The organism is Hafnia paralvei (assembly GCF_020150375.1).
GTDB lineage: Bacteria > Pseudomonadota > Gammaproteobacteria > Enterobacterales > Enterobacteriaceae > Hafnia > Hafnia paralvei.
Genome location: NZ_CP083737.1, coordinates 2,370,965 through 2,391,820, shown reverse-complemented (window position 1 = coordinate 2,391,820; position 20,856 = coordinate 2,370,965). Strand labels below are relative to the sequence as shown.

Annotated in this window: 18 protein-coding genes; 10 read left to right on the top strand and 8 right to left on the bottom strand. The window is 47.9% G+C overall.

The features are described from left to right. Nucleotides 1-12: 12 nt before the first annotated feature. Entirely contained in the window at nucleotides 13-750 is a 738-nt protein-coding gene (locus K9N75_RS11370; RefSeq protein ID WP_020303752.1) for a helix-turn-helix transcriptional regulator, read from the bottom strand. A gap of 477 nt (nucleotides 751-1,227) precedes the next feature. Between K9N75_RS11370 and ttcA the strand changes: the two genes are divergently transcribed. Continuing rightward, complete coding sequence (ttcA, locus tag K9N75_RS11360; RefSeq protein WP_008813457.1) at nucleotides 1,228-2,166, top strand: tRNA 2-thiocytidine(32) synthetase TtcA; 939 nt, start codon at nucleotides 1,228-1,230, stop codon at nucleotides 2,164-2,166. 55 nt (nucleotides 2,167-2,221) lie between these two features. Here ttcA and K9N75_RS11355 read toward each other — a convergent pair whose 3' ends face one another. The 6 genes from K9N75_RS11355 to ydiJ form a co-directional block, all read right to left on the bottom strand. Beyond that, entirely contained in the window at nucleotides 2,222-2,929 is a 708-nt protein-coding gene (locus tag K9N75_RS11355; RefSeq protein ID WP_061060064.1) for an ArsR/SmtB family transcription factor, read from the bottom strand. Nucleotides 2,930-2,934: 5 nt separating this feature from the next. Further along, nucleotides 2,935-3,324: an amino acid-binding protein gene (locus K9N75_RS11350; RefSeq protein ID WP_008813455.1), complete on the bottom strand. Its 390-nt coding sequence runs from the start codon at nucleotides 3,322-3,324 to the stop codon at nucleotides 2,935-2,937. A gap of 2 nt (nucleotides 3,325-3,326) precedes the next feature. Next, on the bottom strand, nucleotides 3,327-3,641 hold the full coding sequence (locus tag K9N75_RS11345; protein ID WP_040012474.1) for an antibiotic biosynthesis monooxygenase family protein: 315 nt from the start codon (nucleotides 3,639-3,641) through the stop codon (nucleotides 3,327-3,329). A gap of 395 nt (nucleotides 3,642-4,036) precedes the next feature. Continuing rightward, complete coding sequence (gene zntB / locus K9N75_RS11340) at nucleotides 4,037-5,029, bottom strand: zinc transporter ZntB (RefSeq protein WP_039186775.1); 993 nt, start codon at nucleotides 5,027-5,029, stop codon at nucleotides 4,037-4,039. 153 nt (nucleotides 5,030-5,182) lie between these two features. Continuing rightward, entirely contained in the window at nucleotides 5,183-5,602 is a 420-nt protein-coding gene (gene menI, locus K9N75_RS11335; RefSeq protein WP_008813452.1) for a 1,4-dihydroxy-2-naphthoyl-CoA hydrolase, read from the bottom strand. After that, complete coding sequence (gene ydiJ / locus K9N75_RS11330) at nucleotides 5,599-8,655, bottom strand: D-2-hydroxyglutarate dehydrogenase YdiJ (RefSeq protein WP_096080838.1); 3,057 nt, start codon at nucleotides 8,653-8,655, stop codon at nucleotides 5,599-5,601. The genes menI and ydiJ overlap by 4 nt, the downstream gene beginning before the upstream one ends. A 683-nt stretch (nucleotides 8,656-9,338) precedes the next feature. Between ydiJ and ydiK the strand changes: the two genes are divergently transcribed. Next, nucleotides 9,339-10,439 (top strand): AI-2E family transporter YdiK, encoded by a 1,101-nt coding sequence (gene ydiK, locus K9N75_RS11325; protein ID WP_008813450.1) that lies wholly within the window; start codon nucleotides 9,339-9,341, stop codon nucleotides 10,437-10,439. 543 nt (nucleotides 10,440-10,982) lie between these two features. Here the strand turns inward: ydiK and ppsA are convergent. Next, complete coding sequence (gene ppsA, locus K9N75_RS11320) at nucleotides 10,983-13,358, bottom strand: phosphoenolpyruvate synthase (RefSeq protein ID WP_008813449.1); 2,376 nt, start codon at nucleotides 13,356-13,358, stop codon at nucleotides 10,983-10,985. Nucleotides 13,359-13,940: 582 nt separating this feature from the next. Between ppsA and K9N75_RS11315 the strand changes: the two genes are divergently transcribed. From K9N75_RS11315 to hemP, 8 genes are all read left to right on the top strand, one after another. Next, entirely contained in the window at nucleotides 13,941-14,807 is an 867-nt protein-coding gene (locus K9N75_RS11315) for a beta-1,6-N-acetylglucosaminyltransferase (RefSeq protein ID WP_224451616.1), read from the top strand. 378 nt (nucleotides 14,808-15,185) lie between these two features. Continuing rightward, nucleotides 15,186-15,533: a DUF3024 domain-containing protein gene (locus K9N75_RS11310; protein WP_004089875.1), complete on the top strand. Its 348-nt coding sequence runs from the start codon at nucleotides 15,186-15,188 to the stop codon at nucleotides 15,531-15,533. A 119-nt stretch (nucleotides 15,534-15,652) separates the two neighbouring features. Next, on the top strand, nucleotides 15,653-16,474 hold the full coding sequence (gene ppsR / locus K9N75_RS11305; RefSeq protein WP_004089878.1) for a posphoenolpyruvate synthetase regulatory kinase/phosphorylase PpsR: 822 nt from the start codon (nucleotides 15,653-15,655) through the stop codon (nucleotides 16,472-16,474). A 257-nt stretch (nucleotides 16,475-16,731) separates the two neighbouring features. Further along, the gene (locus tag K9N75_RS11300) at nucleotides 16,732-17,787 is read left to right on the top strand and encodes a 3-deoxy-7-phosphoheptulonate synthase (protein WP_224451615.1); all 1,056 of its coding nucleotides are present in this window, start codon (nucleotides 16,732-16,734) and stop codon (nucleotides 17,785-17,787) included. 194 nt (nucleotides 17,788-17,981) lie between these two features. Continuing rightward, entirely contained in the window at nucleotides 17,982-19,310 is a 1,329-nt protein-coding gene (gene hutW / locus K9N75_RS11295) for a heme anaerobic degradation radical SAM methyltransferase ChuW/HutW (protein ID WP_064574020.1), read from the top strand. Further along, nucleotides 19,307-19,831 carry a heme utilization cystosolic carrier protein HutX gene (gene hutX, locus K9N75_RS11290; protein ID WP_224451614.1) on the top strand — a complete coding sequence of 175 codons (525 nt, stop codon included), beginning with the start codon at nucleotides 19,307-19,309 and terminating at the stop codon, nucleotides 19,829-19,831. The genes hutW and hutX overlap by 4 nt, the downstream gene beginning before the upstream one ends. Next, nucleotides 19,828-20,445, top strand: a complete 618-nt coding sequence (locus tag K9N75_RS11285; RefSeq protein ID WP_039186792.1) for an NAD(P)H-binding protein — start codon at nucleotides 19,828-19,830, stop codon at nucleotides 20,443-20,445. The genes hutX and K9N75_RS11285 overlap by 4 nt, the downstream gene beginning before the upstream one ends. 113 nt (nucleotides 20,446-20,558) lie before the next feature. Then, entirely contained in the window at nucleotides 20,559-20,762 is a 204-nt protein-coding gene (gene hemP, locus K9N75_RS11280) for a hemin uptake protein HemP (RefSeq protein WP_004089883.1), read from the top strand. Nucleotides 20,763-20,856 lie beyond the last annotated feature (94 nt).

Below are 20,856 nucleotides of genomic sequence, written 5' to 3'. Positions count from 1 at the left end.
GGATCGTCATACTTAGACGCGAGTTTGGCTTTGACGGATTTCTTCAAGATAGTTGTAAATGGTATAGCGCGTAACGCCGAGTGCCTTTGCCGCTTTCTCAACCCCACCTTTTACGATGAATATTCCCCGTTCCTGCATCTGGCGCACCGCTTGTAGTTTGGCCTTTTTATTCATCACGCCGTTTTTAACGTCGGTGCATTGCATTGCATCTTGAATGATTTCTGCCATCAGAATTTCCATATCCGGTGGCTCAGATACCGGATGTTCAGTCGTCTGAATACCGCTTGCCAATAACTGCGCCAGACAGGCTTGTGCCGCTTCAATGCCGCTGATATCCGCATTCACGCACAGGCTGGCAAACGGATGCCCCTGAGCATCCCGATAAACGACCGTTGCACTGCGTAGTTTTTTACCCGTCGGCGTCAATGTCTCATATCCCCCGACCACTGAAGGTTCGCCGCAAGACTCGTTTTTTATCTCCTGCATCACTGCACTGAAGCCGCGATCGTTTTGTGGACCCGATAGCACAGAACTCCCTATACGGCGCCCAGAAACGTGTCCGTTAACAATATCAATCACCGAGTTTTCCGGATGGGTGAGATCGTGGAGAACCACTTCAGTATTGCGACCAACGACGCAGCCAAGCATTTGCAAAGCGCTACGCAATACCTTCAGCACCAGCCTGCGTTCAGTAATGATGGCAGGATCGGTGGTATCTGAAAGACAGGGTTCATTCAACATCGTTTTCATGCGGATTCAGGACTCTAGAAATAACAGGTTTAGCGAGTATCACTTGATACGACAATATCAACATAAAGTTGTTATTTCAACTTTATGTTGAATTCATGCGGGTTTTGTCTCGCTCGATGAGCATGAAACCAAAACGTTAGGGATTCTTGACGTGCCATTTTGGGAACGAAAATAGAATTCGGATACACCACGAACAAGCAGTTCATGATGTTGAGAAATGTTATGCCCAGAGCCACGATCCCTAGGCAGAAGTCATACTATCCGCTTTCTGCTATCGGTGCTTTATGGAACAAAGCTGTAAAACCCACTGGAATTCGTCGCCGTAATCCGTACCATACACGCCACGCAGCAACGCGGGATCCCTCCGGCTATGTGCCATGAGCTGGTAAAATGCCAGATGACCCGCTTACGCATGAAACGACTATTGCCTGTAGGGCGTTTTCCCCTGCGAGCCCCATAACACCGGATACATATTCAATGTCAGAAGATCAGACCATAAGCAAGAAAGAGCAATACAACCTTAACAAGTTGCAAAAGCGCCTGCGCCGCAACGTCGGTGAGGCCATTGTCGATTACAACATGATCGAAGAAGGCGACCGCATTATGGTTTGCCTGTCCGGCGGCAAAGATAGCTACACCATGCTGGAAATTCTGCGTAACCTACAGCAAAGCGCCCCTATCAACTTCAGTTTAGTGGCGGTTAATCTCGATCAAAAACAGCCAGGATTCCCAGAAGATATTCTACCGGCCTATTTAGACAGCATCGGTGTGGAATACAAAATTGTAGAAGAAAACACCTACGGGATTGTGAAAGAGAAGATTCCCGAAGGGAAAACTACCTGCTCCCTGTGCTCGCGTCTGCGTCGCGGAATTTTATACCGCACGGCAACCGAGTTGGGCGCAACCAAGATTGCACTAGGCCATCACCGTGACGATATGCTGCAGACGCTGTTCTTAAACATGTTCTACGGCGGCAAACTAAAAGGCATGCCACCAAAGCTGATGAGCGACGATGGCAAACATATCGTCATTCGCCCTCTGGCTTACTGCCGTGAAAAAGACATTGAGCGTTTTGCCGAAGCACGCGCGTTCCCGATTATTCCGTGCAATCTGTGCGGATCACAGCCAAACTTACAGCGTCAGGTGATTAAAGATATGCTGCGTGATTGGGATCGCCGTCACCCTGGTCGTATCGAAACCATGTTTAGCGCAATGCAAAATGTGGTGCCTTCTCACTTAGCTGATACCAACCTGTTCGATTTCAAAGGGATCCAGCACGGGAGTGAAGTGGTTGACGGTGGTGACTTGGCCTTTGATCGTGAAGAGCTTCCGTTAGTCCCTGTGGGATTAACCGAGGATGAAGACGCGCCAAACTTTGATAATGCGATTCGTCTGGACGTGGTCGAAGTTAAATAATTCGTCAGAGCCTTAGATTAACGCCGCGTCCAGCGGCGTTTTTTCAACCGTTGTATCAACACTCAATCTGAAACAGTCGCGAAATGGCCTTCCTTCCATTCGACGTCATATTGACCTGACGAAAACCCGCAACTTTTTGTAGCCAATGTTTGTGTTCGCACAGCGCAAAAAATTGTGCCCCTGCTTCGCCACCGAGGTGAAACCGCCTTTCGCTCCAATCAAGGCAGCCACAGCAGATCTTTCGCTTGGTTTTATGTTCTAGATCGATGCCCAATATTTTGAATTGTCGAAACCCTTCATCAGTTAAAAATGTCCCATCTGCGCCAAACCATCCAGCATGGCTCATTGCATCATATATTTTCACCGCAATCTCACCCGCAAGATGATCGTAGCAGGTCCGAAGCATACGCAATTCAATCGGCGTTCTCGTTACAGGTGTAGGATGGAGTTGCCATGAAATCCCCATCATCATCTCAATTAGCTCGGCAGTTTCCTTTCCCGCCAAACGGTAATAGCGATGCCGTCCCTGCGATAAACAGATAATCAACTTATTCGTTAAGAGCCGGTTAAGGTGCGCGCTGGCCGTGGAGGACGCGACGTCGGTAACGGCGGCCAGTTCAGTTGCCGTCCATGCCCTTCCGTCCATCAACGCACAAAGTATCTTTACGCGAGACGGATCTGACATGGCAGCAGCCACGCCAGACATGGCGTCTTCAAGCACATCAGCACGAGTAAACTGCTCGGCATTTATCGTGTTATGCATATCTATTAGACCTTCACAGCCCACTTTTCGGTGGCTTGCTGAGCGATTATGTCATTATCCGTGATGAGAATAAGCTGGTTAGCATGATCGCTATATTGAGTTAAAATATTAACACCTTTCTCAGATAGCGCTGCCGCAATTGCCCCCAATTCCCCTAAACGTTCCTGCCTTAGCACTCTGATCAACGGGCGGCATACGCCGTAGACGCGAAATCCTTCGCTCTCAAGAACCGTTTTGGCCTTATAGCCGTCGGCGACCAGAAAGTGAGCGTGGCTTTCACCGCCTAACGCAAAGACGCCGCCTCCTTCGATTCCGATACCGTTAAGTGCCAGCGTTTTTCCTAACCAAGCCAGCTCTCCAGGCGAGTTTTTCAAGATAATATGCATATCATACATGCTCATTTCCCTCTATTTTCTGATGAGTAATCCCTGAAGACATGGGCCACTCTGATTCGGTAATACGAGAAAATAGACTCACGCCCTTCAGCCTGTGCTTCTTGATGAAAGACATTCTTCTTCCATGCCAAAACCGATTCCTCGTCACGCCACCAAGACAGTGACAAGATCTTCCCCGGCTCCAACAGGCTCTGGAATCGCTCTATCGCAATAAAACCGTCAATCCGCTCGAGTAATGGTCTCAATTCACTTGCGATTTCTAAATAGCGGGCCTGCTTATCTAGGTGCGAATTAGCCTCAAAGATCACTGCTATCATCATTTCCCCTCCGGTCGGTTGATAAGCATTAATCTAGCGATTTCGTTCGAGAATGCTTCGTTGAAAAACGAAATATCCAGAGAACAAAAATGAAATTGGGTGATAAGGAGACCCGCGGGATGAAGGGGTCGATAGGTATTAGGCTAGGTTTCAGGCAAAAAAAATGCCGACAAAAGTCGGCATGTTACGAATTAAATGTGCTATGCAATAATTCAAAAATTAGGAAGTAAGACAATATGGAGCGCAACGCCCATCGCTTGGCGTTGCATTCACCTGCGAGATGAAGTTTGCCCTACCTCTAAAGGATAAATGTTGATGTGGCTCAATATCGCAGGCTGTTTTACCCTTTCATTCCGATTTATTTGATTTACCACAAAATTTTACCGCATAACTCACTATAACCATTTACTGCGTTTTAACCAGACCACAACGCAAACGCACAATAAAACTAGCAAAAAGCAAAATGTCGCGAAGGCAACCGGTGAGGTATTCCCCGGAATGCCTCCAAGGTTAACGCCAAACAAACCGGTCAAAAACGTCGTCGGCAAGAACAACATAGCGAGAAGCGACATCGTGTAAGTGCGGCGGTTCATTGCATCCGCCATCAAGTTTGAGATTTCATCGGCCAAAATAGCGGTACGTGCGATGCTGCCGTCTAAATCATCTAACCCTCGACCTAAGCGATCTGAAATATCCTGCATGCGGCGGCGATCGTCATCGGTCATCCACGGCAAACGCTCGCTGGCTAAACGTGCAAACACATCACGCTGCGGCGCCATGTAGCGGCGTAGAACAATCAACTGCTTACGGATGAGCGCGAGCTGCCCTCTTTCTGGCGTTTGCTGATCCAGTAGGTTATCTTCTAAATCAATAATCTTGTCATGCAGATCTTCAATAAATTCGCTGGCATGATCGGTCAGTGCATCGGCGACCTGTACCAATAAATCACCGCTGCTTACAGGGCCCGTACCGTTTTGCAGATCGGTCAGCACTTCATCGATGGCGTAAACCTTGCGATGGCGAGTCGATACCACCAGCTTATCCGTCATGTACAAACGAATAACCACCAGCTGGTCTGGGCGGGAATCATTATTGAAGTTTATGCTGCGAAGCGTAATCATCGTACCATCACCCAGACGCGTGACTCGCGGGCGCATGCTTTCACCGCCTAAGCATTCACGTACTGAATCAGGCAGTAAAGAGGTACTATTCAGCCAGTTCTGACTCTCTTCACGCGCGTAATCCAAATGCAGCCAGCAGGGATGTTCACACGATGCCTGAGTCAGGTCCGTCACAGGAACGCTGCCTCCCTTACCGTCAAGCTGTAAAGCGTAAACCGCATCCTGAATCTTTAATTGTTCGCCTGAAATGACATTAACGTCTGTCACAACATCCCCTTTATATTGCCCAAACACTGCCGTTAATATTAGCCTTAACGCCTTGAAATTTAAACCTTCGTTTAACTTATCATACTTGCCAATCCGTAAACTAATACGCCCCACAGTTTGCACTGAAGGGCGTATCAAATCTGGGCTCTGGTGCTAAGCCGTTTCAATTACCGCCGTCGTGAGTCTAGAAGTGCAGCACAACCGGTTTTGCTCATCAAAAATCTCGGTCTGCCATACCTGATGGCGGCGGCCAATATGTATTGCCTTACAGACACCACGTACTCGCCCCTCACGCGCAGATCGTATGTGATTAGCATTGATTTCCAGCCCAACTACCTGTTGTTTACCTTCGGTGCATAAATATCCCGCCAGCGAACCCAGCGTTTCAGCCAAGACCACCGAGGCACCACCGTGCAGCAGTCCAAAAGGCTGAGTCGTACGATGATCGACTGGCATCGTACCTTCCAACTCATCGTCGCCTATTCGAGTGATCTGAATGTCTAAGTGTCCTACCATACAATCATGGCCGATCTGATTAAGCTGTTCCAGCGTTGCCGCACGTTTCCAAATCATCGAACAATCTCCAAAAGTGCCTGTAATGGATGACGTAACCCGTTACCTTCAATACGTTTGACCTGGCTACGGCAAGAATATCCGGGAGCGAGGCAGCGTTGACGCGGTAAACGTTGCAGCGCCTGATGCCACGACAGCTCATAAATGCCTAGTGAGTTAGCCAAATTTTTACTCTCGTGACCATAGGTCCCAGCCATTCCGCAGCATCCAACGCTGACATTTTCTAGCGTTGCACCATAGCGAGCAAAAATCTTCTGCCATTGCTGAGTGCTCGCTGGCAGCGCCGTAGTTTCAGTACAATGGCCGAAAAGATACCATGCCTCACCGGTTTGTGGCGGTAATGTTTCTCGCTCCGGTAACGCTTTCAGCAACCACTCATGTACGAGTTGGACGCTAAAATCACCGCGCTGCTGACCTAAAATTTCGCGATATTCATCCCGATAGCAAAGTACTAGCGCGGGGTCAACACCCACCATCGGCATACCCAGCCGCGCAATTCGATTCAGGAAATCAGCCGTCTTCTGCGCGGTTTTAGCAAAACGAGTCAGGAAACCTTTAATGTGCTGCGCCTTGCCGTTCGGCGAGAACGGCAGTAAAACCGGCTGGAAGCCTAATCGTTCAACCAACCGCACAAAATCAGCCACTACCTGCGCATCATAGTAGGTAGTAAACGGATCTTGTACGATCAGCACATGCCGCTGGCGATCTGACTCGCCGAGCTTTTCTAACTGTTCTAATGTGGTTTGGTAAGCGCTGTGCCCAGCCAACGACTGTTTGAGCGTTGGCGTGGATAACAGAGGCAAATCCACCATACCGATACGCTTTTCACTCATCTTACGCAGCCACGGCTGGCTAAAGAAGAAGTTAAACACCTTCGGCGCTTTGGCCATTAGCGGCGTATAGCTTTCCACGCCTGCAACCAGATAATCTCGCACCGGACGCAAATAGCGAGTGTGATACAACTGAAGGAAACGCGAACGGAAACCCGGCACGTCAATTTTAATCGGGCACTGTGTCGAACACGCTTTGCAGGCCAAACAGCCCGACATCGCCTCTTTCACCTCGTGGGAGAAATCGTACTCACCCTTTTTCGCGTGCCACGTATTACGCGTTTTTTCGATCATCGCACGCACGGTAGACTGCTCACCCAGCGTTTGTTCCAGCGTTAACGGGTCAACACCCTGTTCCGAAAGTAAACGCAGCCATTCACGTACCAACGTCGCTCGTCCTTTCGGGGAGTGAATGCGGTCGCCGGTGATTTTCATCGAAGGGCACATCGGACTACGAACATCAAAGTTAAAGCACAGGCCGTTACCGTTACACTCCATTGCGCCGCGAAATTCACTACGCACCTCAAGCGGAATACGTCGATCGAAGGTGCCTCGTTTGTCTGCATCAACCTGCATCATCGGTTCATCGCATCCCAAAGGAGGACAGATTTTGCCCGGATTTAATCGATTATCTGGATCAAACGCCGCTTTAACGCGACGCAGTTCAGTAAATAACGCCTCACCAAAAAACGCGGGGCTGTACTGGGCACGAAAACCTTTGCCATGTTCTCCCCACAAAAGCCCGCCGTATTTGGCCGTCAGTTCCACAACGTTATCCGATAACGTTTTCATCAGCATTTCCTGCTGCGGATCGCACATATCTAAAGCAGGACGTACGTGTAGGACGCCAGCATCTACGTGCCCAAACATGCCATAGGTCAGTTGATGACTATCAAGTAAAGCGCGGAATTCGGCAATATAGTCAGCCAGATGCTGTGGCGGCACGCAGGTATCTTCAACAAAAGGAATGGGCTTCGCTTGTCCTTTGGCATTCCCCAGCAGACCTACGGCTTTTTTGCGCATCGCATAGATTCGCTCAATACCAGCAAGCTCTTCGCAAACCTGATACCCAATGACGCCGGCCTGCTGCGTGGCCATTAGCTCATCCATGCGCTGACATAGCGCCGCAACACGCTCGTCGATCAACGCGGCATCATCCCCAGCAAACTCAACGATATTTAAGCCCAGCATCTCTTTATCAGGGACATCAAGGATCAGTTCGCTAACCGAGTGCCAAACGATATCTTCACGCGCCAGATTCAACACCCGAGAATCGACGGTTTCTACCGACAACGCTTTAGCTTCAACCATATAAGGTGCGTTACGTAGCGCGGAATCAAAGGAGTCATATTTGATGTTGACCAAGCGCCGCACTTTCGGGATCGGCGTGATATCCAACTTAGCTTCGGTAACAAAGGTCAACGTCCCTTCTGAACCGGTAATAATGCGAGTCAGATCGAAGGTCTGTAAATCGTCGCTGAATACGTGACGCAGGTCGTAGCCGGTCAAGAAACGGTTTAGGACGGGAAACTTTTCAATAATCAACGCACGATTATCACGACAGGAATCCAACACTGCGCGATAGATATTGCCGCTCTTAGTACCACTATTCGCCAGCTTTTCTGCTAACTCAACGGGAATAGGTGCAGTATCGAGTAATTCGCCCCCTAGCAGAACCGTGCGCAGTGCCAAAACGTGATCGGATGTTTTGCCGTAAACCAGTGACCCCTGTCCTGAAGCATCGGTATTTATCATGCCGCCGAGCGTAGCGCGGTTGCTGGTGGAGAGCTCAGGCGCAAAGAAGTAACCATAGGGTTTTAGATATTGATTCAGCTGATCTTTAATCACGCCAGCTTCTACTCTTACCCAGCCTTCCTGCGGATTGATCTCCAAAATGCGATTCATGTAGCGAGACATATCCACCACAATACCGCGATTGAGCGACTGTCCGTTGGTGCCCGTGCCGCCACCGCGCGGAGTAAAGACTAGCGTGCGGTAAGGCTCTTCGCTGGCTAACCTCGCGATAAGCGCAACATCCGACGTAGAGCGAGGAAAAAGTACTGCATCAGGTAAAAGCTGGTAAATACTATTGTCCGTCGCCATTGTCAGACGGGCGGCATAACTCGTGTCAGTATCGCCGGTAAAACCGCTGTCCTTGAGTGACTGTAAGAAATCTAGCACTCGTTGAACGAGTCCTGGCGCCTGTGAAATTTGTGGGATCATCCGTCTCGACCCTGTCATGGAGGCTTATCAAATAAGAGTTATCAAAGCGTGCTCACATTCAAACTATCTGCGCCTGTACGCAGTTCCTGAACCTGAAAGGCAGATTCATCCTTTCTTATTATTCATACGTATTTTTGCCTCAGACAAAAATACGAACCTTAAGAAGCTATCACAAAAAATGTGTGGATGCCGATGGGAACCCAAACAAAATTTACCTTTTACTAACAAAGCGATTGCAACCATGCAAACGATATCGCTGCCTACGTGCGAAATTCTCCGAACTTTATGTTGATGAAAAAACGTATCGGTAAAAAAACCGCTCACGGCTATTTCTTAATGTTTCGTTAAGATTCGAAATAGATACTGCAACTCTGGTTATCGCTATTGAGTGAGTTCACTGATGTATTTCCCTAAAACTTCCATCGAATTTGTTGCGCAGTTATTTTCAGCTGCTACGGTGATCGCTTTTATCGCTCATTATTTCACCACCCTCTAAGTTATCTTTTGCTCTGCCCCCACTGTCGATCATATCTCAGTGGGTTTTTCTTTTAATTAATTGAATATCCACGCTCAAATAACATCCAGCTGCTATGCTTGCTTACATAGAGGCGCTAGGGTTTTTGCCAATGATAGTTCATCATAGGCATAGGGAACTCAATGTTCTATTTTAGGATGGATTTCAAATGTATAATTCGCAGCACAAATACGACTTACCCCGCATTATGTTTGGGGTTTTGTTTGTATCCCTCATGATAGTTGCCTGCCTGTGGGTAGTGAGACCATTTATTCTTGGATTCGCTTGGGCAAGCATGATTGTTATTGCCACCTGGCCAGTACTTATTAAGCTACAGAACATATTTTGGGGTAAACGCTGGATAGCTGTACTCCTGATGACGATGTTACTTCTTCTGCTTTTTATTATTCCTATCGCTTTAGTGATTGGCAGCCTAATCGATAATAGCGGCCCTGTTTTAGACTGGGCCTCTTCCGCTAAAAATTGGTCTGTTCCAGACCTACTCTGGCTAAAAAGCATTCCTGCGGTGGGGCATAAGCTCTATAACAGTTGGCACTCAATGTTAGCGGGTGGCGGCAGTATCATCATTGCCAAAATCCAGCCCTATATCGGACAAACCATCACTTGGTTTGTCGCACAGGCAGCTCACGTAGGCTCTTTTGTGCTGCATTGTTCGCTGATGCTGTTATTTAGTGCACTTTTATATAGCCGGGGTGAAGACGTCGCCTTAGGCATCCGCCATTTTGCGATCCGTTTAGGCTCTGACCGTGGCGACGCCGCCGTGGTACTGGCCGCTCAGGCCATTCGAGCCGTTGCTCTTGGTGTGGTGGTCACTGCATTAGTACAATCCGTTCTTGGCGGGATTGGCTTGGCTATCAGCGGTATCGGTTATGCCACGCTGCTCACGGTCTTAATGTTCATTTGTTGTCTGGCACAGCTAGGTCCATTGCTGGTGTTAGTCCCTGCTATCATCTGGCTCTACTGGACCGGTGATACAACGTGGGGCACCGTATTGCTCGTCTGGAGTTGTGTGGTCGGTACGCTGGACAATTTCCTCCGCCCAGCGCTCATCCGGATGGGCGCAGATCTCCCCATGATCCTCATTTTATCTGGCGTTATCGGTGGGCTGCTCGCCTTCGGTATGATTGGCCTATTCATTGGGCCAGTGGTTCTTGCCGTCTCGTATCGTCTGGTCTCGGCATGGGTTCACGAAGCCCCTGAGCCAAGCAAAGATGTGGAGCAAGTAGCGAAGGAACTGGATCAATTATAATATATTTATATATATAAACTATCACGGGGCCATGGGCCCCGTTTTAATTAATCAGATAATTCGTGTTTTTAAACCGTGAAATTAAGAATATCCTTAACTTGCTCGCTTAATAAATAATAAATAAGTATTTACCTTTTATATTACTGTCTACTTTTTCATCCTTTAGGGAATATTCTTAATTCTCTTCACAAAAGTCATTGTCGTTATCCCGATAATTCGTTATATAATAAGTCTTCAATGTTATTCAGATGATTCTTAATGACGATGCAAGCCATGATACCTATCATGTTCAGTAACTTAGATTGCTAAGTACCCCTAAAGGAGCCGCTTGTTCAAGCGTCACTTCTTACCGAATTGCTGTGTGTAGTCTTTGCCCATCACCCTATGATGGGCTTTTTTTTTATTGTTTTTTGATCGATGAATAATCAATCATTTTCTTGCTAACCCATCTATTTTCACCTGCGGCTTTGCGAAATTAAGCAAAAAAAAGCGACTGTATTTAGCAGCCGCTTAGAAATAATTACGTATAATTAATATGCAAATCTATTTTTCTGACAAATTAATCCACGTTTGAACAACAGTATCAGGATTCAAGGACAAACTATCAATACCTTCGTCCATCAGCCAGCGTGCAAAATCTTCATGATCCGATGGACCCTGCCCACAAATACCCACATATTTTCCTTGTGCTTTCGCTGCTCGTATCGCCATTGAGAGCAACGCCTTCACGGCCTCATTACGTTCGTCAAACAGTTCTGAAACGACGCCAGAGTCACGGTCTAAGCCAAGCGTAAGCTGAGTCATATCATTAGAGCCGATAGAGAAACCATCGAAATACTCAAGGAATTGCTCTGCTAACAACGCATTTGACGGGATCTCGCACATCATGATGACTTTCAACCCGTTCTCGCCACGCTTTAAGCCCTCGGACGCGAGTTGATTCACTACCGCTTCTGCTTGTGCAACGGTACGAACAAACGGGATCATGACTTCGACGTTAGTCAGCCCCATATCGTTGCGCACGCGTTTCACTGCAGCGCACTCTAACGCAAAGCAATCTTTGAAGCTGTCAGCGACATAGCGACCTGCTCCGCGGAAGCCCAGCATTGGGTTCTCTTCATGCGGTTCATAGCGCTCACCACCCACCAGATTGGCATATTCATTAGACTTAAAGTCTGACAGGCGCACGATAACGCGTTTTGGCCAGAACGCGGCGGCCAAAGTAGCGATGCCCTCCGTCAAACGTCCCACGTAAAATTCAACCGGGCTATCATAGCCCTGCATCATCTGCTTGATTTCAGCCTGTGTCTCAGCATCTTGCTGATCAAACTCCAGCAGCGCGCGCGGATGGACACCGATCATACGGTTAATGATAAATTCTAAGCGGGCTAAGCCCACACCTTCGTTTGGCAAACGTGCAAAGTCGAAAGCGCGATCGGGATTGCCGATATTCATCATAATTTTCAGCGGCAGTTCAGGCATCGTCGATACCTGAGAGCTATGCACCGTAAAATCCAGCATGTCGCTGTAAACATAGCCCGTGTCACCCTCTGCGCAGGAGACCGTCACTTTCTGACCGTCTTTTAAGTGATCTGTTGCATCACCGCAGCCAACGACGGCCGGAATGCCCAGTTCACGAGCAATAATCGCCGCATGGCAAGTACGCCCACCACGGTTAGTCACGATTGCCGACGCTTTCTTCATGATCGGCTCCCAATCGGGATCGGTCATATCGGTAACCAACACATCACCCGGCTCGATGCGGTTCATCTCGCTGATATCATGAATCACCTTAACCGGGCCTGCACCGATGCGATGGCCGATAGCACGGCCTTCAGTCAATACTTCGCTATGTCCTGTCAGTTGATAACGTTCCATCACCTGTTCGTTAGAACGAACGGTTTCTGGACGCGCTTGAACAATATATAACTTACCGGTATGACCATCTTTGGCCCATTCGATATCCATCGGGCGGCCATAGTGTTTCTCAATCATCAAAGCCTGATGCGCCAATTGCTCGACTTCGTGATCGTTCAAACTGAAACGATTGCGCGCCGCCTCTTCAACATCTTCAATACGTACCTGCTTACCGTGCTCTTGACTATCGGCATACACCATACGGATTTTCTTCGAGCCCATGGTTCTACGCACAATCGCGGGTTTACCATTTTGCAGCGTTGGCTTGTGCACATAGAATTCGTCTGGGTTAACCGCGCCCTGCACCACCATTTCACCTAAGCCATAGGCCGACGTGATAAACACGACTTGGTCAAAACCAGACTCAGTATCAATCGTGAACATAACACCAGCAGCAGCCAGGTCTGAGCGCACCATCAGTTGTACGCCAGCAGACAGTGCTACGCCGCGATGATCGTACCCTTGATGCACGCGGTAGGAGATCGCACGATCGTTAAACAGCGAAGCAAAGACGTGCTTCACCGCGACCATAACGGCTTCAATGCCCTGAACGTTAAGGAAGGTTTCTTGCTGACCAGCAAACGATGCGTCTGGCATATCTTCAGCGGTGGCCGAAGAGCGCACGGCAAAAGAGGCATCGGCATTGTCTTGGGCGAGCTGTTGATATGCGCTGCGAATGTCGCGCTCTAGCTCAGGAGTAAATGGCGTTTCAACGACCCATTGGCGGATCTGTGCGCCCGCTTTAGCCAGTTGTGCAACGTCATCGATATCTGTCTTATCCAGCAATTCGTAAATACGCTGATTGACACCGCTTTGTTCGAGAAAATCATTGAACGCTTGTGCTGTGGTGGCAAAACCATTCGGCACGGAAACACCAAGCTCAGACAGATTGGTGATCATTTCACCCAGAGAGGCATTTTTGCCCCCCACCCGATCAACATCGTGCATTCCGAGCTGGTTGTACCAAAGCACGTTATGCAAGTCAGGGCCGTTACTAGACATCGAGACAATCCTTTTCACATTCAAAGATGGGTACAGAAAATAATTGTGGCCGCAAATTCGGCGTTTTCAGACTAGCACAATGTGAGGTTTCGCCAAGACAGGTGAATCGATCCACCTATTGGTAAATATCATGAATTTTCTTCAAACCGCACTTTTTTACTCTGACAAGCTGAAATCCGTCAGCTAATAACCAGAGCAAAACCAAGGGCAATCAATTCTTCACAGGCAAACGATTACTATAGTTATTATGTCCATATGATTTGGTTACGCCCCCCACACGATATCTCTGCGGCACATCGTCTCAGCGCGGGTTGAGCAGTCCTCTAAATAAGCATTGTATTTATAAATAGCTATTACCTTACATCGGTGTTAAGTTGCTCCATCATCAGCCAGAAGAATAAATTCCTCCCATTATTAATATTTTCACGACTCGGCTGTTGTGAATATCTCTCCAACGCGTTCTCGCATTTCACGTCCATCAGATTTTTTTAATTTTCATTTTCTTCATGTGCATACGAAGCATAACGAAGCGCTATGCTTTCCGTCTGTTTAATAGAATTTAATTCTCACCAAGGAATTTCTATGCTTGCCTATTTCCTGCTTGTCCACCACTATCCGAACCAATTTAAGCGACTCTTTAAAGCCATTTATCATGCGGATAACCAATATGTTGTCCATATAGATAAAAGCTCAAGCGAAGAAATTCATCAAGATATCCACCACTTCCTGAGCGAATACCCCAATGCATCTTTAATAGAAAGCATGGATGCCAACTGGGGCGGCTATAGTTTAGTGGATGCAGAATTACGTGGCATGAAAATGCTGTTAGAAAAAAGTGATTCTTGGGAGTTCTTCATTAACCTCAGCGGTCAGGACTTCCCACTGCAATCCCAAGAAAATATTTGCCAATTTCTTAAAAAAAATAAAGGTCGCAACTTCATTAAAATGTCTAACCAAAAAGACACTCGCCCTGAAACACTGCATCGGATAGAAAAATATGTCGAGGAATCAGGACGTAACATCACTGAAGTACCTTCCAGAAATCGCCCCTTCATGAAAGACGTTACGCCTTACATTGGCAATCAGTGGATGATCTTATGTCGAGAGTTTTGTGAATTTGTCACTCACAGCGATGAAATTAAGAAATTTCGTGATTTTTATCGCCATTCGCTCATCGCAGACGAAGGTTTCTTCCAAACCGTATTGATGAATACCTCTTATCCCCCTAGCGTAATCAATGACGATAAAAGAGCTATTGACTGGATCCCAATGGGAGATATTAAGCTTAGACCCCGCGACTTCACGAGTCTGGATGAAAAACAGTTATGTTCCAGCAAAAATCTTTTTGCTAGAAAATTTGATGAAACGATTGATAGCGACATTTTAACTATTTTAGAAAAGCACATCTCGATGCCGCCGAGTTTTATTCCTGCTAAAAACATCATTTAAATCATTTTCAGCGCTATCCCTGTCAGGGAATTTGCTTTTTTGCTCAAATAAACGTATTTTTATGCATCTACATAGGGTGAAATTATGAGACTATTCCCATTATTTTCATGATTTTCCTTATGTTTAGTTAAAATACCATTTTTATACGAGCTTCAGGCCTATTTCCTAAATTGTTGGCCTTTTCAGTTGTTTAACCATACCCCAAATCCTTGGTTTTGTATCAGTAACTTGTCGCTCGCCTTATCGAGACAACAAGCCAGCTGCCGATTCAACGTCAACGATGTGGGTATACGTAAATAGGCATAGCGTCACTATAGACGGTCTCCCAAGTCAGGATGCTCACTAAATTAGTATGCTCATCGCTTTAAGGTTAATACCATGATTTTCACTGAATCAGAGCTTCAAGATATCACTCGCTGCATGGATCTATTTTTGTCTAAACGCCGTCCTGCTGAGAATATGCGACATGAATCAGACCTTCAGTACCGTATCAAAGGTCATGACATCGACATTTACGAGTTGCATGCCACCGACGACAGTAAGAAATCCAAGATGGTTGAACATCCATCGATAAAAATTACCTACGTCGAAGATACTAAACAGTGGACACTCTACTGGATGCGCCCAAACGCTGAATGGCACCTCTATCAAGATGACACCGTTCCTTCTTTCAGCATCGCCATGCGCATTGTCGATCGCGATGAATTTGGCTGCTTCTTCGGCTAAGCTCTCAGCGCAAGAACAAAGCCGTATCGATGCCACCAGTTTGAAATATAAAATATGTAAATAAAATGTGAGTGCGCTAGAGTAGGAACAACACAAGAAAGTCCCTACAGGAGCGCGGAGTGGAAAGAAGCGTATTTTATATTTCAGATGGCACGGCAATCACCGCCGAGGTTCTCGGACATGCGGTGCTCTCGCAATTCCCCGTCGATATCACCTCTTTTACGTTACCCTTTGTTGAAACTGAAACGCGCGCTGAAGCCGTGTGTCAGCAAATTAATGATATCTATCATCGCACCGGCTCTCGCCCGCTGGTGTTCTACTCGATTGTCTCGCCAAAAATTCGTGAAATCATTCACAGCAGTGAAGGTTTTTGTCAGGATATCGTCCGTTCTCTGGTCGCCCCTTTGCAGGACGAACTGGGCATGAGCCCCGTGCACGTCGCGAATCTAACGCACGGTTTAACCGAACATAACTTGCTGAAATACGATGCTCGCATCGCCGCCATTGATTATACATTAGCGCACGATGACGGCATTTCGCTGCGTAACCTCGACCAAGCGCAAGTCATTCTGCTCGGCGTTTCCCGATGTGGAAAAACCCCCACCAGTCTTTATCTCGCCATGCAGTTTGGTATCCGTGCGGCAAACTATCCGTTCACCGCTGATGATATGGACAATCTACAATTGCCTCCTGCACTGAAGGCACATCAGCATAAACTCTTTGGCTTAACGATAAATCCAGATCGTCTAGCCGCAATTCGTGAAGGACGCCGCGAAAACAGCCGCTATGCCTCCATGCGCCAGTGCCGCTTAGAATTAGCGGAAGTAGAAGCGCTATATCGCAAAAATCAGATACGCTACCTCAACACCACTAACCACTCGGTTGAAGAGATTGCCACTAAGATCCTCGATACTCTAGGTTTGAGCCGACGGATGTATTAACGCTAATCTCATCGTTAGATACGCACAGGATAGTAGTTTCTGTGCGTTATTAGTTTGGTTTTTCCCTCATACCAACATCGTAATTTCGTGTTAAAAACACACACTCAATCACATCGTACACATGTACTAGTAAAAAAGTACGTCATTCGTACATAAAATGAACAGTCCGCTATTGATTTGTTTGTCAATTGCTTTATTGTGATCGTCATCACTTCCCGGTACTCCTGCCGTAGCGAAGAACAGATTTAGAGATGGTTATGCACAAGACCGATGAATTGCGAACCGCGCGCATCGACACCCTTGTTACGCCTGAAGAACTGGCGCAGCAACTGCCTGTTGGATTGCAGGTCGCAGAAAACGTGACAGCGTCACGCAAGCGAATTGAACACATACTCAGTGGTGATGATAAACGCCTACTGGTTATTGTTGGCCCCTGCTCGATCCATGATATCAATGCTGCCGTTGATTACGCCCAGCGTTTATCAGCAATGCGTGACAAATACCAAGACCGCTTGGAAATTGTCATGCGGACCTATTTTGAAAAACCGCGCACGGTGATTGGCTGGAAAGGATTAATTTCCGACCCCGATCTCAATGGCTCATACCGCGTCAATCACGGCATTCGCTTAGCTCGTGAACTGCTATTGAAGGTGAACGAATTAGGCGTACCAACCGCCACCGAGTTCCTTGATATGGTGACCGGTCAATATATCGCCGATCTGATCAGTTGGGGGGCAATCGGTGCACGCACCACCGAAAGCCAAATCCATCGCGAGATGGCGTCAGCGCTCTCCTGTCCGGTAGGCTTCAAAAATGGCACTGACGGTAATACACGTATTGCGATTGATGCCATCCGTGCGGCGCGTTCTAGCCATATGTTCTTATCCCCCGATAAGCATGGCCAGATGACCATCTACCAAACCAGCGGCAATCCCTACGGGCACATCATTATGCGCGGTGGTAAAACGCCGAACTATCATGCCGATGACATCGCCAGTGCCTGCGACAGCCTGCGTGAGTTTGATTTGCCTGAGCATCTGGTTATCGACTTCAGCCATGGTAACTGCCAAAAAATGCACCGTCGTCAGCTAGACGTAGCCGCTAATGTCGGACAACAAATCCGCGATGGATCACAGGCCATCGTAGGCGTCATGGCTGAAAGTTTCTTAGTCGAAGGAACGCAGAAAAATGTTCCGGGACAATCACTTACCTACGGCCAGTCAATCACCGATCCGTGTTTGAGCTGGAAAGATACCGAAACTTTACTCGAGTTAGTGGCCGATGCCGTTAGCGCTCGGCTGTCATCATCCTAATTCACACTCGTCGTCTTCATGAACCGGCCATCGAGCCGGTTTTTTTTCGCTTGATTACGCCTTAATCATGCTTGTATTAATTATCATTTCGTTTTGACGTAGATCATTCTATAGTGATTTCCCTGTTGATCAAATGAGTATGATTATCATTTAATGTCGACCTTTATCAAAAAAGTCACCAAGGAAATTTGCGCATGTATTTGGATCTAGCGCCCTATTTCGCCGCGGAAGAAGGTATTCCTTTCCGTGACCGATGGGCAACCATGCCATGGCGAAATCAAAAGCCAGTCTCGCCAGAAAGCGTTGATCAACACTGGCAAAGCATTCTGAATAGTAGCGTCGAGGCGAATAAGCGCCTGTTGTACCTGCATATTCCCTTCTGTGCGACACACTGCAAATTCTGCGGTTTCTATCAAAATAAACTGGAAACAGAAGCAACCGAACAATATTGCGACTATCTGGTGCGCGAAATAGAAATGGAGGCTTCCAGCCCGCTTAATCAGTCTGCGCCTATCCACGCGATCTATTTTGGCGGAGGCACGCCGACCGCGCTGTCTGCGTCTCAGCTACATCGTATTATCAGCACGCTGAAACGCCTGCTTCCGTTGGCTCCAGACTGTGAAATCACCGTTGAAGGCCGTATTCTCAATTTCGATGATGAACGCGTCGATGCCTGCCTTGAAGCCGGAGCAAACCGCTTTTCGATCGGTATTCAAACCTTCAATACCCGCATCCGTCAGCGTATGGGGCGGCGAGCTACTGGCGAAGAAGCCGTTGCGTTTATGCGCCAATTGGCTGAACGCGATCGTGCGGCCGTGGTGTGCGACCTCATGTTTGGCCTGCCAGAACAAACCATGCAGGACTGGCAAAACGATCTCGACATTGTCAGCGATCTACCGTTAGACGGCGTTGACCTCTATGCGCTTAACCTTTTGCCATCTACTCCGTTGGGAAAGGCCGTTGAAAACAAACGCGTGACGCTCCCCGACGTCACTCAACGCCGAGACTTTTACCTCACGGGAGAAGCCTTTTTAGCCGATGAAGGCTGGCGTCAACTCAGTAACAGCCATTGGGCGCGCACCACAAGGGAGCGAAATCTGTACAATCTGCTGATCAAACAAGGGGCGGACTGCCTTGCTTTTGGCAGCTGTGCTGGCGGAAATATCGACGGTCAGTCTTATATGATGGAACGCAGCCTTGAACGTTATTATCAAAAGCTAGATGAAGGGCGCAAGCCGATCATGATGATGACGTCACGCAGCGAGCAGCACCGCTGGCGTTTGGCGCTGCAAGGCGGCATTGAGGTGGGACATTTCGACCTTAAACGCGTACTTCCCGATCCATCACCTCTCCTTCCGTTACTGCAACAGTGGCAGAAATGCGGCTTAATGCAGGTTAACGGAACTCGTTTTCGCCTGACTCCCGCTGGCCGTTTCTGGGCGAGCAACCTTATGCAGGCATTACAAACCCTTGTCCCTCAACTATTAGAAACCAAGCAACCTATTTTGGAGCCAACAGCATGAGCACTCCCTCTTCTGCACAACAACACGATTTAATGGCATACCTAAGCACCAACCCAGACGGCACGGTTGAAGATATTGCCAAGCGTTACAACGTCACTCCGTTAGACGTTATCCGTTTGACGCCGGGTGCGCAGATCTTCGACGGCACACAGTTTGACGCGGTTTGGGATGAAATCACCCAGTGGGGCGACGTCACTACGCTGGTCAACAATGATGACTTAATCCTTGAGTTTCATGGCGAATTACCCACCGGCACTCATCGCCATGGTTTCTTTAACTTACGCAGTAAAAAAGGTCTCAGTGGCCATATTCGCGCTACTCATTGCCGACATATCGCGCTGGTCGAGCGCCCATTTATGGGAATGGACACCGCATCAGTCTGGTTCATCAACGAGGCTGGCCGCGCCATGATGAAAATTTTTGTTGGCCGCGATAGCCACCGCAAATTGCTGACCGAACAGTTAGATGCCTTCCGTACGTTGCCTAGCAAGATCGCAACAAAGCTGGAGTCTTGTGTATGACACCTTGGTTAATCTTCGGTGCGGGCAGCGGCGTAGGTGCCGAATTGGTCACTCTAGGTCTACACGAAAAGCGCCCTATTTTTGCACTCGTCAGAAACCCAGAGCAGGCCGACACTCTACGCAAAAAAGGTGTAACGGTGCTTGAAGGCGATGCACTCAACGCGGATCAGGTTGAAAAAATCTGTCGGATGGCAGGCGAAAAAGCTCGAATTGTCTCTACATTAGGCAGCCGTGAAGGCGACTATCTGGGGAATCGACTGATCATTGATACCGCTGAGCGCTGTGGCCTCACCCATATGATGCTAGTCACCTCTATTGGCTGTGGAGATAGTTGGCCTACCCTCTCTGAACGCGCCAAAAAGGCCTTTGGACAAGCAGTGCGTGAGAAATCACTGGCGGAGTGCTGGCTGCAAACCAGTCAGCTACAAAGCTGTATTTTGCGCCCAGGTGGGCTATTCAACGGCGAAGCAACCGGAAACGGACAGTGTATTCAGGGAGAGGCACATGGCCTTATTCGTCGTGCTGACGTTGCCTTGCTTATTCAAATGCTGATAGATGATGAAAGTTCATACGGGAAAATTTTCGCGCTGATTGACCCGATGCTGAAACCATAAAAAGGTTCACATTTTTTGCAAAAATATCTTGCTGTGCCAAGCGCATTTCATGATAATGATTCTCATTGTGATAACAATTAACATTCACTTACTATTTGTAAGAAAGAGCGCATATGGAAAAGCCGAATATTGATCCTCAATCAGTTGATCTGCTGAATTTGTCGACTCACCAAAGCCCTACGCTATATACCTCGGCTGCGGCAACGATTGACAGTCACGCACTGTTAGGCGACGAGGGAAAAGTCATTATTCAGCACCAAGGCGAACAGTATCAACTGCGCCAAACAAAATCAGGCAAACTGATCCTGACCAAGTAATCAGTACACCATTAACTTTAATCCAAACATTAATTTTGCCAGCCACCCAGCCTTTTATTAGGCAAGGCAGCCAGCAGCCCTGATGCTATGTTTT

What these genes read in the sequence shown, in the direction of transcription:
- K9N75_RS11370 (WP_020303752.1), bottom strand. Translation starts at nt 750, where the DNA reads ATGAAAACGATGTTGAATGAACCCTGTCTTTCAGATACCACCGATCCT.
- ttcA (WP_008813457.1), top strand. Translation starts at nt 1,228, where the DNA reads ATGTCAGAAGATCAGACCATAAGCAAGAAAGAGCAATACAACCTTAAC.
- K9N75_RS11355 (WP_061060064.1), bottom strand. Translation starts at nt 2,929, where the DNA reads ATGCATAACACGATAAATGCCGAGCAGTTTACTCGTGCTGATGTGCTT.
- K9N75_RS11350 (WP_008813455.1), bottom strand. Translation starts at nt 3,324, where the DNA reads ATGTATGATATGCATATTATCTTGAAAAACTCGCCTGGAGAGCTGGCT.
- K9N75_RS11345 (WP_040012474.1), bottom strand. Translation starts at nt 3,641, where the DNA reads ATGATAGCAGTGATCTTTGAGGCTAATTCGCACCTAGATAAGCAGGCC.
- menI (WP_008813452.1), bottom strand. Translation starts at nt 5,602, where the DNA reads ATGATTTGGAAACGTGCGGCAACGCTGGAACAGCTTAATCAGATCGGC.
- ydiJ (WP_096080838.1), bottom strand. Translation starts at nt 8,655, where the DNA reads ATGATCCCACAAATTTCACAGGCGCCAGGACTCGTTCAACGAGTGCTA.
- ydiK (WP_008813450.1), top strand. Translation starts at nt 9,339, where the DNA reads ATGTATAATTCGCAGCACAAATACGACTTACCCCGCATTATGTTTGGG.
- ppsA (WP_008813449.1), bottom strand. Translation starts at nt 13,358, where the DNA reads ATGTCTAGTAACGGCCCTGACTTGCATAACGTGCTTTGGTACAACCAG.
- K9N75_RS11315 (WP_224451616.1), top strand. Translation starts at nt 13,941, where the DNA reads ATGCTTGCCTATTTCCTGCTTGTCCACCACTATCCGAACCAATTTAAG.
- K9N75_RS11310 (WP_004089875.1), top strand. Translation starts at nt 15,186, where the DNA reads ATGATTTTCACTGAATCAGAGCTTCAAGATATCACTCGCTGCATGGAT.
- K9N75_RS11300 (WP_224451615.1), top strand. Translation starts at nt 16,732, where the DNA reads ATGCACAAGACCGATGAATTGCGAACCGCGCGCATCGACACCCTTGTT.
- hutW (WP_064574020.1), top strand. Translation starts at nt 17,982, where the DNA reads ATGTATTTGGATCTAGCGCCCTATTTCGCCGCGGAAGAAGGTATTCCT.
- hutX (WP_224451614.1), top strand. Translation starts at nt 19,307, where the DNA reads ATGAGCACTCCCTCTTCTGCACAACAACACGATTTAATGGCATACCTA.
- K9N75_RS11285 (WP_039186792.1), top strand. Translation starts at nt 19,828, where the DNA reads ATGACACCTTGGTTAATCTTCGGTGCGGGCAGCGGCGTAGGTGCCGAA.
- hemP (WP_004089883.1), top strand. Translation starts at nt 20,559, where the DNA reads ATGGAAAAGCCGAATATTGATCCTCAATCAGTTGATCTGCTGAATTTG.